The organism is Aquimarina longa SW024 (genome assembly GCF_001401755.1).
In the GTDB taxonomy this organism is placed as follows: domain Bacteria; phylum Bacteroidota; class Bacteroidia; order Flavobacteriales; family Flavobacteriaceae; genus Aquimarina; species Aquimarina longa.
The window spans coordinates 87,531-104,579 of the sequence record NZ_AVQK01000014.1 but is presented as its reverse complement, the minus strand read 5'-3'; the positions used below and the strand labels follow the sequence as shown (position 1 = coordinate 104,579).

The following is a 17,049-nucleotide window of genomic DNA, read 5'->3' as shown; positions in this document are numbered from 1 at the left end:
CCTTTTTTGTAACCGACATCCATATCTTAAACATTTTTGTATTGCAAAAATTAAAAAACCAGTTACATTTCTGTAACTGGTTCTTAGCATTTATTTACTTGTACAATTCAATCCCTTCGCTCCATCTCCATTACAGAAACTTCTTCACTACTACGAATTGATCCGCCACCTTTTATTGTATCGATAATTTCCTCACTATTACCTAGCTTGAGCGTTCTCTTTTACATCAATAAAAGGCTTCCTGCGTTCCGAAAATAAGCCTAAATAAAAGTCATGCCCCCTTAACGACGACTGTCATATAGCCAGTAAACAGGTGACCGTTATACTAATCCCTAAGACCTCAGAATGTCTCGGTTTTGACAGTAAGTACGATTTCTCGACGCTTCTTCAAAGGTTTGCTCTCGCTCATCTCTTTTATTCATACCTGAGCCTTTTCCTTTCTCGCTTCGAACTATAAAATCACTCTTATACCACTAGAAAGGTAGTTTGATACCAGCTCCTGTAAGCAGATATCGGTAGACCTACTACCATCTTATTTTCAGTTACGAGAATCTTTTGATCTTCTCACAGCACACTCCGAGCTATCGGGGTGAGCATCACTCTTCGAAGAGCGGGAGCATTAATCTTCTTCATTTTCATAAGTATAAAACGTACCCCAAGAAAAACTATAACCTTCTTCTTTAATATCTTTTAATAATTCTAATTTCTCTGCTTCCTCAGAATTATCAATATTTAAATCATTTTCTGTTTCAATATCTTCAATATTTAAAACCTCATAATCTTGTTCCTTAAAGGTGCTAGAAATTAGATCTTCCAAATTATTTATATCCCAAGCACGATAAGCTACATTAACAAAGGCTCCTAATGCTCCATTAAGGGTATCATTATCATTAGCGGGTTTAACCTGTACTAAAGCTAACCAATTATTTATTTCTTCATCATTTTTATAACCATAGAAAGTTCCTATTTGTATTTCCCCTTCTCTTTCTACTGTTTTTAATACAGAGGTAAAATCAACATTATCATCAAAGTACTTCTTTTCTTGATTAAATAACTCTACATTCCTCAAATCGATCAAATCGCATTCGATTTTATCAAAATAAAGTTTAACAGATATATTCATGTCTTCTTCGTTTGAAAACTTTCCTATAACTTTAACTATAGCCCAATCCTTATCTTTAAGAAAATTGTTTCCTTCTTTTGGTTTGATTTCTGCTAATCCAATAAATACTACTTTACTATCTTTCATATTTTCAATTACTAGAGTTTTTAGGGTACTCATAATGCACATTATTACCTACTTTACCTGCCCTAGATCCATATTTCTTGGTTCCTTTTCCTTTTCCCCTCTTTCCTTTTCCAGTATGAAAGTGGTTACCACCTTTTGAATCTTGAGTGTGCTTAACCGCCGATCCACTTCCTGAGTTTCTAGCTGCGTCTTTTGCCTTTTTGTAGGATGAAGTTTTAACAGTAACTGGTCTTGCTTTTCCACTACCCCCAAGAGGCTGTCCTGTTTTTGGATCTAAAGCTCTTCCTCCATTAGTCTGAGCCTTAGGTAATGGGCGACCTGTTCTACTAAGAGGAGCTGTTCCTTTACCTTTACCACCTTTAATTAATGCAGGTATAACATTTACTGCCGCCTGTACCTTCTCGCCTGTAGAAGCTTCAGGGTCAACTTGAGAAACTATAGCTTCATCAAGAGCATCCAAACCAATTAAAGATAAACCTATAAATGTAATATCAGTAACTAGTGCTCGCACTGGATCATCTCCGTATGCTCCTTCTGATGATGGATTAATAAAACCTCGCATAGGTTCTCTGCCGCCAGAACCAGTATTAAATGTAGTATATACAGGCTCACTTCCATAATTACCTGCTGTAGTATCCCCTATTGGTAAAGGTATATGAGAAGAAGGATTTCCTACAGGTTCATAATTTGGTGTGTCTTCTCCAGAGGTAGTTGCTCCTTCAAGACCTTCAAGTTCAATTTTCCAAACAGGATTGTTATGTGCAAATTGATAAGTAGATATAGAAACGTAATCAGCAGATACAGGATCAATTCCAAAGAACCTACCAATAGAAGGACCTCCATTCCTATGCCTAAATGATACCCAATTTAACCCAAGTTCTTCTTGGCGTTCTTGCCCTAAAAAGTCGAAGCTATGTTTTCTACCATTTACAGCAAAATTGTACCCTTCATGTTGTAGACCAAAAGGATAATAATTCTTCTCCTCAATAATCTCATCTTGTGTAATCGACTTATCATCATTAGCATCTTTATATGATAATCTGATGTTACCTAAATGGTCTTTGAACTGATATACATATTTATACCCATCTGCTTCTTTCTCCACATAGCCCTCTGGATGGTTAAAAAACTCTAGATTACCATTTTTATAGACATAATTACCTGCATACGCTGTCTCTGTTAATGAACCTCCCTCTATTGCATTTTTTTTAGTTTTGCGCCAGTGGCGTCGTAAATATAAGAAATAGTTCCGGGTTATCTTATCGATAAAAAGGTAGCTAAACTATACAAAGAATAAATCTTCTTATAATAAAAAAACCAGTTACATCTCTGTAACTGGTTCTTAATCTTTGTTTCTTACTCTTACCGCTACGAAGTCACAGACATTCGTAGAGCATCACTCTTCGAAGAGCGGGGATCTTTATTTTCTTACTCGTACCGCTACGAAGTCGGGAGACATTCGCAGAGCAGCACACTTCGCAGAGCTGGTGTTCATAACACCTTATAAAACAACAAACCCACAACATTACTGCCATGGGTTTATCTTTCTTATCATTTATTCTTATTGCTTACTCATACCCAGCACAGAAAACATTTCTGCGCTATCATATCCGAGCGATCGGGGTTTATTTTTTATTGAGGCTTTCTATCATCATTAAACCATTCTTGTCCATTCCAATCAGGTTCAAACCCACCTACTTTATCAATAATAAAGTCAGGATCATCAGAATGAACAAAAAGAATTAATTTTTGCTCGGCAAGTAACCAAGTCCAAGCAACATTAACAATAATGTCTAATATAGCTTCACTAAAGTCTTTAGAGTGTTGATAGAATGAATCAAAATGCTTAAATACAATAACTAATCCTTTATATTTTTTGTTAAATTTATCATCCAAACAGTCCTTGAAGGCATTTATATTTTCACCATAATAATCAGGAAAATCAAATCCTTCTTGGATTTTTTTATGTGCATTTTCACTCGTCCAATTTATAGCTGATATCTCAATAACTTGATATCTCATTTTTTCAAACTCTTTAACATCATTCTCTAATACTTTTTGTGAAAAGTATTTTACTATTGGTCCATTTCTTACAGTTAACCAATCTTTATTTTCATCCTCATCATAACTATTATTCCATTTCCAAGCCATAATACCTTAATTAATCTTTAAATTCTTTAAAACTCTCATAATGGTTTCTTGTATAATAAGTTCTTCCATCGGAACCAACGACCATTCTCTCTTTCCCTCTAGTTGCTCCATGTTGTGGTGCTTTATTTATATCATATTCGGTATAGGTAATAGGCTTTCCATTCGCATCTTTCTTTGGAAGAATTGCTCCTCCATCTCTTCCATCATTTTCCCAAGGCACTCCTCCTTTTTTAGTTCCAGGAATTTTTTTACCTCTATTAACCCTTTTTTTCGCCCATCTGGCAAGTTTTTTCAGTTTTTTTAATTTCCCAGCACCAATAGCTAAAGCTACTCCAATAGCCATATTACCCATTCCTGCTTCATTCACTACAACTTCACCAACATCATTTATATCGTCCGTTATCAAGAAGGCTGTTATTTCGTCACTAGCAGAACCATCGGATTTAACAACACCTGCCCAAACTTGTCTCAAAAATTCTTTAGTTCTCGCCCATTTTAGATTATCTGGAATTTCCCCTGCTTCTTTTATAGTATTAAAAGTGTCTGTACTAACAATCCAATCAAAATCATATCCATCATCAACCCAAAACCTTTCATTGGTTTCTCCATTTACTACCCACGTCGCATGATTTTCAGGAAATAACCCTGTAGGATCACCATATGATATTGGATTATTGTTTGAATAATGATAAGGTGTAGAGTTCTCAAAACTCTCAGCCATTGCATCTATCCCTACAAATCTTCCAATGGAAGGGTCATAATGACGCCAGTCCATTTCTAGCATATTATAACAAAGGTTCTCGTTTAATTCCTTACCGACATATGTAAAGTGCTTATTTTCAGAATCAACGATAGTATTATTGTACCCTTCATGTTTAAGTCCAAAGGGATAATAATTCTTCTCCTCAATAATCTCATCTTGTGTAATCAACTTATCATCATTAGCATCTTTATATGATAATCTGATGTTACCTAAATGGTCTTTGAACTGATACACATATTTATATCCATCTGCTTCTTTCTCCACATAGCCCTCTGGATGGTTAAAAAACTCTAGGTTACCATTTTTATAGACATAATTGCCTGCATATACTGTCTCTGTTAATGAACTTCCCTCTGTTGCAATCTTTTTTAGTTTTGCGCCAGTGGCGTCGTAAATATAAGAAATAGTTCTACTGATTATGTTGTATTAGGTTTCTTTCCTTTTTTGTAACCGACATCCATATCTTAAACATTTTTGTATTGCAAAAATTAAAAAACCAGTTACATTTCTGTAACTGGTTCTTAGCATTTATTTATCACTCTCACCGCTACGAAGTCAGAGACATTCGTAGAGCCTAATCACTCCTCGAAGAGCGGGGCGTACTCATAAAAAAACTACCCGAAGGTGAAGGTGGTTTAATTTTGATACATAATCTTTATTACTAATATTTAGGAAAATTAATTATCGGATTAAAATCAACTCGCCATATATCTAATTCAAATAAATTCCCGTCAGTATCTATGTTTAAGCAAACTGATATAGGTACATTGTCAGTATCATAAAACTGTTTTTCTATAATAGCTTTATCCATTTCTCTTTCTTCTCTTGACTTTTGAGGATTAACAATATAAAGACTTCCCATATTTCCGTCAAGCATATTCATAACCTTTAAGTCGTCAAGATTAAAATCATAATCATTTAACTCTTTAATCATATTTTCTAATAACTGATATTCCTCTATTTTTAAAGCTCTTTCTACTTCCATATTCTATTTGGGTATAACTATTCTACCTACGTTTACTTCACCTGAAGGCAACTTATAAGCTGAATATGTGATTTTTTGCCTGCCTACGGTAATAGTTTTATTAAATGACTTTCCTGGTTTGATATTTTTTAAATTCTTATTTACACTTTTTGTCACAGCTTTTTCTACAGCTTTTCTAGTTAATCCAGCTTTTAATATATGCCTAAAAGTATGATGGATTTGATTAGCATTTTTACCAAAAGTAATTAATGCTTTTTGTGCAAATAAAAACTTGAATATAGAAACCTTCACGATATCTCTAGGATGTATCAACTCCGGAGGATCATTATCCAGAATCTCAGCAAGCATAAGAAAATTTAAAAAATTCTTAGGTAATTTATCTGAATCAGCAGTTACTTCATCTCTATAAATATGTTGACCTTCTACATAAGTTCTACTACTTTTTTCTTTTCCTATTATATTCTCCTCACTTCTGGAATTCAAATAAATATTATCATCTCTATCATCTTTATGGTCTATTATTGTCCCTGTGTCATTTACTACTGTTGAAGTAAGTGGTTGTGGATCAATTCTATTAAAATCAAAATTATTATAATTTTCATCATCTCCACCAATTCCTATTGGCATCATACCATCAGGATCGATATAGTATATAGGGTTATCAAATGCGTAATTATAAGGAGAGTGTCTACGCATTGCATCGGCTAATAGATCAATATTCATCCATCTACCTATAGCAGCATCGTAGTTTCTAGCAGAAAAATCTAACCAAGCTAGACCCAATTCATCTTGTTCTTCTTTTCCATTATACCCAAACTTCTGTGCTGTAGAGTTTCCATGAGATGACACGGCACTATTGTACCCTTCATGTTTAAGTCCAAAGGGATAATAATTCTTCTCCTCAATAATCTCATCTTGTGTAATCAACTTATCATCATTAGCATCTTTATATGATAATCTGATGTTACCTAAATGGTCTTTGAACTGATACACATATTTATATCCATCTGCTTCTTTCTCCACATAGCCCTCTGGATGGTTAAAAAACTCTAGATTACCATTTTTATAGACATAATTGCCTGCATATACTGTCTCTGTTAATGAACTTCCCTCTGTTGCAATCTTTTTTAGTTTTGCGCCAGTGGCGTCGTAAATATAAGAAATAGTTCCGGTATGTTCTGTATTAGTTACAGTAACAGTTTCGGGTAGGTTTAAATGATTATAGGTAATCCCTGTAATTCCTTTATTACGGTCAATGGTCATATTACCATTGCTATCATATTCAAAATCTTCATTGGTATTAGTACCGTCTTTAAAACCATAGGTTTTGTTCCCTGTATCAGTTACTTTTAAGAGTTTATTACCTTGGTCATAATCATAACCCAATATATCTAGATTAGTATAATCCGATGAGTTTTGCCATCCTTTTCTAGTTAGGCCTTCTATATTACCCATTTTATCATAAGTAACATTGCTTAGGTCATAGTTCCCATCATTACTTATAGCACTAGTAATACGATTTAATGCATCATAACCGTATGTGTAATGCCTCTCTACATTATCATTGGCGGTCTTCCATTCTGTCTCACTGATGTTTCCATTAAATAATGGTGTAGCTCCATGTTGTGGGGTATTGTAATTGATCTTAAAAACAAAGAGTTTTTGAATAGAAGATCCTAGACCTGATAAATGTAAAGAATATCCTTCCTTATTTTTATTAATCCCTGTTAGCCACCCTCTCACGTTATAGTCATAACGTATTGTTTGTAGATTATTTCCTACTTTTTTGAATGTTAGCTGTCCCAAATCTCCATATGTATTTGATACTAATTGTGTGGGTGCTTGCTCATTAATTTGCTGATGCTGCGTTAATAGCCTGCCAACATGATCATATTGATAGGTATCTACAGTTACAATAGGTGCGTTATTATCTTTATAATGCTCTGTATGCGTCTTTAGTACTTTACCTACAAAATCAAGTTTACTTTTTATAATATCCTGAGTATTTAGATATTCATTCTTGGTAGTAACATAGATTGGTCGTAAACGCTTATCATACCAGGTTGCTGTAGTAATCCAATGATCGGTTTCTAATACTTTTACTTTACTACCTGTAGCCAATGATCTTGTAATCGTAGCTATAGATTGTTCTAAACTTGTAGTTGGAACTGTAAATACAGTAGTGTCTTCATTTTGTAAAAAATCATAATCATCATAATAATTGATGGTTAATACTTCTGCATTATCCGCATTAGGATATCCTCCATTAGTATAATACATAGTTACACCACCTATTGAGATAGCAGTACTGCGTTGTACCCATAAGGTAGTGGTAAAAGTATTTAGTTCAGCTTGTATACTATTTCGCTCTCGATGATCTATTATACTACCTGTATAGGCAACTCTTCCATGAGCATCATATTTGGTAAAGAGCCATTTGTTTTGTGCTTTTAATAATGCATCTTGAGTTAATACGGGTTGATCTAGTGTATTGTACACAATAGACTCCCACCCTTTACCTGGGATTTTCTTCTCTATTAGTCGATTTCTATAGTCATATCTATATTGATAACATAATTCTGATAGTTCTGTAGTATCAATTCCATCATTCGTATTCACCTTTGGAGGAATGACAAATGATAGGTTACCGAAGTCATCATATACATAATAGGTATTATGTTGTTCCTCTGACACATAAGTTCGTTTTAGTATAACTCTACCTTGTTTGTCTTTAAATTCTTCGGTAGTATGGTTTTTACCGGATGTCCAGTTTTCGTCTTTGGTAATATTCTTAGTTAAACTTGCTACAGGATAATAGGGTACGGGGCTACTTAAAGTAGTTTCTCCATTATCTCCAACTGTAGCTATAAAGGCTTGTACTTCGTTTACTGCATTGGTAGCATATTCATGTTTAATTTCATGTCCGTTACCCATTGCCCAATCTTTTCCTGGAGCTGCTTGTTTTTCTAATCGAGCCAAAGGAGAGCGCTCATGCTGGCGTTCTGTATAGACATTAACGGATTCGTTTTTTACATCTTTAAAGTCATCTTTATATCGATTTTTATAATAGTATTGTATTGCTCTTTCGTTAGTTCCTTTTCGGTAATTTCCGTTATAGTCTCCTCCTTCTGCATATGGCAGGTAATCTTTATCCTGTCTACCAATATTAGAATACGAATAATGCTGTACTACATCTTTAAAAGATGATGATCCGCTTTTTGACTGTGCAATTCCTACATGTTGTATTGGTCTGCCGAACCCGTCAAAATAGGTTACTTCTTCGATTACATCTTGTCGTTTTTGGATTTCTGATACACTGGTGATTTCTTTTTGTGGAGTACGGGTATAGATAAAATTTTGGTCACTGATATATGGATTTGTATAGTTATCAGAAGGGCAACCTTTATCTCTACCAAAAACACCTGGACATTGGTCTGATTTACTTGCACTGTATCCAATAGGGCGATCACATTGTTGTTTGATATCTCCATCTTCTCCAAATCCATCATTATCGGTATCGATATACCAAACTATATCAGGGTGTATTTGATCGTCATCATCTCTACAATCTCCAACTTTGGGTACGAATCCTACAGGTTGTGTGCATTGTTTTTTTGTAATAGTAGCATCGCCCCAGGTATCTCCATCTCCATCTTTATACCATACGGTTTCGGGATGTACTTGGTTATCATTGTCATTACAATCTCCTGCTTTGGCAATAAAGCCTACGGGTTGCGTACATTTTTTTTGAATGTTATTAGCATCTCCCCAACCATCGCCATCGCTATCTTTATACCAAACAACATCAGGGTGTACCTGGTCATTACCATCATTACAATCTCCTGTTTTTCCTACAAATACGGCAAATGCAAATTCGTTTGGTTGTTCACAAGCTATTCTTATATCTGAGTTGAGCGGGTTATTTAACTCAGACGGAGCTATTATTTTCCCCCAACCATCTTTATCTGAGTCTTTATACCAATATTGTGGTATTATGGATGGATCATCATCGTTACAATCTCCTCTTTTTAGGACATAGCCTTCTGGTTGATCACATTGCGTTTTTATATCTGAGGTAATACCCTGGGTATTTACGGTATGGTTAGCTTTTCCCCAACCATCATTATCTTTATCGCGATACCAGTATTTTGGTATTTTATTAGGATCATTATCATCACAATCAAACCCCTGATATACATACCCTTGTGGTTGTTCACATTGTTGTTTGGTATCGGTATCTGTACCAAAATTATCCCCATCTTTATCACGATACCAGGTTCTTAATATAATAGACGAATTATTATCGTTACAATCTCCTTTTGTCATCGAATAAGAGTATGGTCCATTAGGACGATGACATCCTCTATATACTTTTGCCGGAATTGTTGTAGCAATTGGTTTTGGGTTTTGTGAAAATATAAATGGCACAGGATATCCCTTAAACACAAAGTCACTTTCTGTTAGCCCTTTTAACTCCTGATCGCTTCCTTGTCCATCTTTATCAAAATCCAGATACCAGTCCCTGGGATATATTTGATCATTTGTATCATCGCAATCTCCAGATTTTTTAACATATCCAGAAGGGGGATTGGGGTTAAATATACTTGGAATGAATGATATTTCTTCATTTGGATCACCCCAACCATCACCATCAGCATCTTTATAATATTTAAACAAATCATCTCCTCCTGGGTCTATTGGACCTGGATCTATTGGACCTCCTGGATTGATAGGACCTCCTGGATTAATTGGCGTAGGAGTTCCTGGACCTACGGGTTCTACAAACTGCGAATACCCTGATATGGTAAATAGTATCGCAAATATGTATATATATATTTTTTTCATAATCAGTATCTTAATAAATTAAAATGTTTTGGATATATAATAGTTACGTATTGTATTAGTTTTGCAAGTCAAAAGGAGAAATACTTCTTGCGCCTAAATCAGATGGTGCTAAGCCTTCTTTAAAAATAGTAACCTCACTTTTTATATCCATAATTTTAGAAGGATTATCAGAAGATCCTATAGTGACTCTACATACTACTTGCCCTTTTTGCCCTATTAGCTTTCTTGGTATAAAAAAGAGTTCAGTAGTTTCTGGTATAAATACTTCTAGCTTATGTTTAGTATTCCCTATTGCTATAAACCATTCGGTTGTATACTCTTCTGACAGCACTTCTAATCCTGTGATACTATAGCGATATCCTCCTCGTTCTACATACCACCCTGAGCTGTAATACGAATCTGGATAGTGCCGTTTAAAAATAGAATTGAACTGAGAAGCACTCGGTACTGTGATATCATCTATCAAATGTGGCCTAGGGTAATAAAATACAGGGTGTAAACTCGGTCTGTTTCCTTCTGTCCACTCATATTCTTGTGCTTTAAAATCATTAGGAATAGGAATCCTATATTTCCCATAATTGAGATGAACTTTGATACGTTCTAATTCTGTATTTCGGATACCCGATCCACCTACAGTCATACTATCATAATCAGCATCTTGTTCTAAATTTACATCCCAATCGCTATAGCTCCAGGGGAGATCAAATTCTGTTGTACCCGTATCTTGTGTATCTACAGGAGCTATCCCCGCTATTATCTCACAGGCATTTACAGTTGAACTACTAAGGGCATAAGGTGTTGATCTATCCAAATAAGATAAGCCTTCGGTAAATAGAATAGGTTTACTATAATATATTTCTGAAGATACTGGAACAATGTTATCTACAGATGCTAATGCTGGACCAACAGGAGTTACAGGACCTGTTTTTACTATTCTACAAAATATTTTTCCTTTTACTCCATTTAGACAAAACACAGGAAACAATACATTGGTTAGTTCTGGTATAGTGGTAGATATCGGTATTTCTTTTCCGTTTGCCAATACGATTCCCCACACTACTATATCCGCATTATTACCTAAATCTTTACCTACTAGCTTATAAGACATCCCTTTTCGTGAGGTTGTCCAACCCGAACTATAATACTCGGTGGGATAAAGGAGGTTAAACCCTTGTAAATTAATAGAGTTACTTGGGAAACCATCCCCATGAACAAGTCTGGGCCTAGGGAAATATAGTACAGGGTGTAAACTTTTATACTTATATTCGGTATTATCAATTTCTGGCCAATAATACTCTGCCGCATCAAGATGATCTGGGATTGGAATCTGATAGTCTTTTGGGGCACCTACCTCAATATATACTTTAGAAGATTCATTGCCTATGATATCATCCAAATCTCCTACAGGTAAAGTTCTATTGCATGGATTACTAACCCCTTTGTATCCGTAACAATACTCTTTTAGGATTTTTCCGTAATGATCTTTAATCGTTTGTAACCGATTAAAATCATCGTATTGATAATAGGTAGTCATACCTGCTGGATTAGTAATACTGGTTACTCCGATTAATGGCGTATACGTATAGGTTGTAATCTGCCCTTGTGTAAAGGTAGTTCGTAAAGCATCTAATGCATCTTTGAGCGTTTGCTCTGTTGCAGTATCCTTATCATTATCTGATAATTGTTGTAATTGTGTAATCGTAGCCTGAGGGATATCTTGATAAGAAACATTTTTTAGCGCTGCAATAATCACACTGTTTTTATAACCGTAGATGTAAGAAATTTCGGTACCGTTGGTTTGTGATACTGATATTACATTACCTGATGCATCGTATTGTTTATATGTTACACGATCTTCTAAAACTGCATCTTTTTTGGCGGTTTGCTGCGATGCAGGAGCTGTAATCGAATTTTGCCAGGTTTTAAAACTGGTACGTTGTGTCTGGGTTTTTGTATCTCCTATATAAGATTCGGTTTGGATTGGTATAGTATACCTTTTATTGCCAATTAAATGATCTATCGCCAAAGATTCTGTGGTACTTAGGTCTGATAAGGATGCTTTTTCATCAGGATAATAAAAGATATTTTTTATGGGTATTCCTAAACTATTGGTTGCGGTTTGTTCTTTAAGGACAGGAAACTTAGAATGATATTTTTGACTGGTTTGGGTAATTTTGGTTGTGCCATCTTTATAATAGTCTTTTACGATTTCTGAGGTTTTCATATGGCGTTGTGAAGACAGGTCAAACTTTTGTGAATAATATTTAGCACGAGAAGCTGGTTCTCCAAAAGTGTCAATAAAATCTCCTTCTACTTGTATATGATCTACTGAAAAGGAATCCAAAAGATCTTTAGTATACGTGATATTGGTTCGTTGTATTAATTTACCTGTAGAGTCGTATAATCGTTGTAATTTTAGTTTACCTCTAAACAAGCCTTTATCGATCAATATATTTTGGAGTCCTCCATTTTGATTATAAAAATCGAGAGAAGGTTCGTTTACGTCATAGAATTCATTTTTAAAAAGAGTACCTACATCATATATAGGTGCTTGTATATTGGGTTCGTCTTTAGAACTTGTATATATATTTTCGGTTATCCCGTGGTTCTCTCTGTTTTTGATCAAAACTCTAGAATACCCTACATAAGCTCCATCGGTTAGTTCTGCCTGAAACTGTGAGGAAGAATATACTTCAAAAAGCAGATCTTCGAGATTACCATCTGTAGAGTCTCCATAACCAATTTTTACATTGGCATATGTTGGTATTGCGTTTAATCGACCAGAAGGTTTCCAGTCAGTATCAAGATATCGATAGTCTAATATCTCTTGATGTCCTGTTTTATCAATAATACGTTGGGACTTGATTCGCAAACCTCCTCCTTGTATTTCTTTGGTACCTATCAAAAAAGAATTTAATTCATAAGAAAACTGTGTAGAAGCTCCTGTAGGGTATTGTATACTTGTTAGTACACCTGCTTTTGCATATTTTAGATCAGGAATCATAGAATAATCTCCTGGTAATTCTCGGTAATCCTGACCTAATGAAACTGGAAAGAAAGAGTATTTTCCTTTATTAACAGAAAAGTACAACTTAGGAAAAGCTGGAGTATCTTCTTTAGGGATTGCCAATCCATTTGCATATCCCAAAAAGTCTTGGTTATAGGTACCTCGTGGAGGTAAAGAAGTAATGTCATAACTAAATGTATACCCAGGTAATTCTGCTCCTGTTTTACTAAAAACACGTATCTTATCTAGTCGTAATCGTTTACATTCTGGAGTAGTACAGTTAAAACTTGATTTAAAATAACTATATTCAAACTTTAATGTTTTGATCACAGTTCCATGAAAATCTCTAACAATAATTGTGGTCAAAGCGCGACCTCCTATTAGATCCTCTCTGTTTTTAGCATGAATAAACTCTACAGAACCTTCTTCAAAAGTAATGGTATTGATTCGGTTTAATTGAGGATGTTTTGTTTTTAAAAGTTGAGCAGGATAAATAAAAGGGGTTATAGGTATTCCTTTATCAAAACTTCCGCCAGAATAACTCTCAACCTGTGATATTTTAACCTCTTCATTTTCTGATGTATATCTATTATAATTAAACTTAATTTCTTTGTGAGTTGCACTACTTTGCATAGACGACAAATGATAGGTGTCTACCTGGTTATAGGAATATACTTCGTATTTTTTTCGTCTATCACTGGATTTTGAAGATAAGGTATCTGCAGTTTGAGAAATATCGAGATGACCAAACTGATAAGTAACCCCCTGTGGGTTGGTTACATTTATATTAGTAATACATTTGATTGGTCTTGTGCCTTCCCAACCGTCATTGAATCCGAAAAGGCTTATAGGGTTGCTTTCTCCAAAGGCAGATACAATGGTATTGCCCTGATGTTGTAATTCCATTACGGTTTTATCCATACGGTGTACAAATGATGTAGATAGTCCTGGAGCGTTAGCAGTGAATAGATCAGGTCTAGAGTCATCATTTTTTGTTTGTAGATTAAAAGCATTAGAATATAAATCAGAACCATTACTCTTTGCTGGTAATGTAAAAGGTAGTGTGGTTCCTAAAAGGGTTTTTATAGATTTAGTAGCTGCATAATCTAAGCGATGGCTCCATCCTAAGCTTTTTAATACATAATAATCTTTACTTTGAGGGCTTTCTTCAGCTTTGTAATAAAAATCTTCAAGACCTTTTACTGTTTTACTGATACTGCCTCCTGCACTCAATGACCAGTTACTACCAACAGATGAAGGGATATCATCTACTTTTACTCCAGAAGTATTATAGGAGATAGAGATTGGAACGCTAAGGTCTCCTGATTTGATCTCATACAGAGGGATTGTTACATTTGCCCTACCTGTATAGGGGTTCATAGGAATATGGGTAACTTTTTGAAAACTTGCCATATTTGGTGTACTTACATTATAAACTCCTAGAGCAGAGTTTACATTAAAATGATTTACAGGAGCGGCATTTTGACCAAAAACGGTAATACTGCTAAACCCTATGATGAGTAGCCAGATTAGTTTTTTTCTCATAGCTGTACTATAAGATAATAGTGTGAGTAGTATATGCATTAGTTTGTGAATTTGTTTTAAATGATTAATAGTTTATTTTCCCAATGCAATAATAAGGCACGCCAGTTTCATTTTTTGAAACTGGGATTTTTTTTTTTACTTTTTTTTTGATTTTAAAATTAAGAAGAGAAGGTTTTTTTTAAATTTATTTAAGTTTATGTATCAAAAAACCCTGTGAAACTAGCTCTACAGGGTTTTTTGATATATAATGATGTCTTATTTTTTTTAACAAAACATAACGATTACTTGCTATTAGCAATCCAAGTATTTATTTTTTGTTCTAGTATTGCTAAGGGTACACATCCTGTTTCTAATACTTGATTATGAAATTGTCTGATATTAAATTGATCTCCTAGTTCTTTTTTAGCTTTGGCTCTAAGTTCTCTTATTTTTAATTGTCCTATTTTATATGATAATGCTTGTCCTGGATTAGCCATATATCGTTCTATCTCTGAGGTGATCCCTGCTTCTGATTCGGCTTCATTATCTAATGAGTATTGTATTGCTTGCTCTCGTGTCCATCCCTTAGCATGTAATCCTGTATCTACTACTAGACGTATGGCACGATGCATTTCTGCTCCTAACATTCCAAAATATTGGTATGGATCTGTATATAATCCAAGTTCTTTTCCTAATGATTCGCTATATAATGCCCATCCTTCTCCATAACCACTGTACCATAGTGTTTTTCTGAATTTTGGTAACTCTTTACTTTCTTGTGTTAATGAGATTTGATAATGATGTCCTGGTATGGCTTCGTGCAAAAACAATGATTCATCGCTATATATATTATACTTTGTTACTTCTGGTATCGGGGTATAAAAAATCCCTGGTCGGGTGCCGTCTAATGATCCTGGGTTATATTCTGCACTAGCAGATTTTTCTCTAAAAGTTTCTGTACGTCGTACTTCGAAAGGAGTTTTTGGTTTTACATCAAATAGCTGTTCTATCTGGGGTTTCATACGGTTATGAATCGCAGTAAAATTATCAATTACTTCTTGTGGGTCTGTAAATGGCATTAATTCTTTTTTATTACGTACATGATCAAAGAATGATTTTAGATCTCCTGTATATCCTACTTGTTTTTTTATGGTTTCCATCTCGGTAGCAATACGAGCAACCTCAGCAAGTCCTAAATTATGGATCTCATCTGCAGTCATATTAGTCGTGGTATACTGTTTTATCTGATGCTGGTAATATTGTTCTCCATTAGGAATGGCTGCAATCCCAGAACTGCTTCTCCCTGCTTCCATATATGTTGTACTCATAAATTGGTGTAGGCGTTTGTATGCTGGGATTATTTTTTTGGATAACATATTGCTATATGCTTCTATTAACATGTTCTTGTCTTCTTCAGAAAAATCTTTAGGGAGGTTCTTTATAGGGCTATAAAAAAGATGTTTCTCTAAGTCCTCGACTGTTAGTGCTTTTAATTGTGGTACTACTTTTACAATCAATGATTTTGGCAACACATATCCTGCTGTTATACCTTCTTCCATTTTTGTCTTAGCAGATGCCATCCAATCTACATATCCGTCTAATCGTTTTAGCCAGTTATGATAATCTTCTACTGTTTTAAAAGGTTGTGCACTAGATCCACTTGCTAATTGCCCCATTACCAAATTAATAGACCACATTTGATCAATTGGTGTATACTCTTTTTTATAATTAAGCGTCTCTAGGTATATGTCACACTCCCATTTAAGAATTGCTTTACTCATTTTCTCACTCTCAGAAAGAATACTATCACTAAACTGCTCTAACTGCTCTTTATATGTAGTATAATATGCTTTAGTAGTATGCACATTTTCTTCTGCCAGAGTATTAAAAAATTGATCGTTAAATCTATTATCTCCTGCAAAAGTGGCTTGTACAGGGTTTAGTTTTAATCCTTCTTCATAGTAATTATCCAACATCTCATTGAATCGATCACTAATAGTAGTATCTTCTACAGGTTGTTTTGTTGTAGTTTCGTTTTTACATGCTGTAAAAAGTAATACAAGATACCCTATAGTAAGTATTTTTTTAATCATGGTATGCTATGTTTTGTTAAATTGTAAGATAGGAAAATTAGTACAATAAGAACTATTTCTTAACAATGTCGTAACTTCTTAAAAAAATAAACCTTGCAGGTTTTTTAAAAACCCACAAGGCTTATTAAAGCAATTATAAAAACTGTTTCTTAACTCATCAAAAAGAAACATCCTATAACTGCATACCTTATTTTAATCATACTAAAAATAAGGCGTCCCCTTTCTCATTGTTTGCCACATCAACTTACTATATATATCCCCCAATATATATTCTTCTTCTGTTGTGATTCAATGTTTATCTTCAATTTTTCATCGTCTGCTATAATTGAATAGAGGGTATTATGTACAGCCTGATTTAATTAATTCTGGTTTCTTATCATACTGGTATGTCATCTCTCATACTATTATTCTAACTTTTATCAAACACAAAGT

Annotated in this window: 8 protein-coding genes; all 8 read right to left on the bottom strand. The window is 34.5% G+C overall.

Features of this window, described 5'->3' with window-relative positions; all coding sequences use genetic code 11:
• Nucleotides 1-619 precede the first annotated feature (619 nt).
• The 8 genes from N456_RS01580 to N456_RS01545 all read right to left on the bottom strand — a co-directional run bounded on the left by N456_RS01580 (nt 620) and on the right by N456_RS01545 (nt 16,617).
• A complete protein-coding gene (locus tag N456_RS01580; protein ID WP_062053194.1) occupies nt 620-1,282 on the bottom strand; it encodes a hypothetical protein in 663 nt (220 codons plus the stop codon).
• Nucleotides 1,254-2,354, bottom strand: coding sequence for an RHS repeat domain-containing protein (locus N456_RS01575; RefSeq protein WP_062053192.1), 1,101 nt, complete (start codon nt 2,352-2,354; stop codon nt 1,254-1,256). Before N456_RS01575 ends, N456_RS01580 begins: the two co-directional genes overlap by 29 nt.
• A 527-nt stretch (nt 2,355-2,881) precedes the next feature.
• Nucleotides 2,882-3,400 carry a barstar family protein gene (locus tag N456_RS01570; RefSeq protein WP_062053190.1) on the bottom strand — a complete coding sequence of 173 codons (519 nt, stop codon included), beginning with the start codon at nt 3,398-3,400 and terminating at the stop codon, nt 2,882-2,884.
• Between the two features lie 10 nt (nt 3,401-3,410).
• Nucleotides 3,411-4,427 (bottom strand): RHS repeat-associated core domain-containing protein, encoded by a 1,017-nt coding sequence (locus N456_RS01565; protein ID WP_062053188.1) that lies wholly within the window; start codon nt 4,425-4,427, stop codon nt 3,411-3,413.
• Nucleotides 4,428-4,824: 397 nt separating this feature from the next.
• Nucleotides 4,825-5,148, bottom strand: a complete 324-nt coding sequence (locus N456_RS01560; protein WP_062053187.1) for a DUF6984 family protein — start codon at nt 5,146-5,148, stop codon at nt 4,825-4,827.
• A 3-nt stretch (nt 5,149-5,151) separates the two neighbouring features.
• Entirely contained in the window at nt 5,152-9,993 is a 4,842-nt protein-coding gene (locus N456_RS24925) for an RHS repeat domain-containing protein (RefSeq protein WP_062053185.1), read from the bottom strand.
• Between the two features lie 55 nt (nt 9,994-10,048).
• Complete coding sequence (locus tag N456_RS01550) at nt 10,049-14,584, bottom strand: RHS repeat domain-containing protein (RefSeq protein WP_062053183.1); 4,536 nt, start codon at nt 14,582-14,584, stop codon at nt 10,049-10,051.
• A gap of 242 nt (nt 14,585-14,826) precedes the next feature.
• Entirely contained in the window at nt 14,827-16,617 is a 1,791-nt protein-coding gene (locus tag N456_RS01545) for a DUF885 domain-containing protein (protein WP_062053181.1), read from the bottom strand.
• Nucleotides 16,618-17,049: the final 432 nt, after the last annotated feature.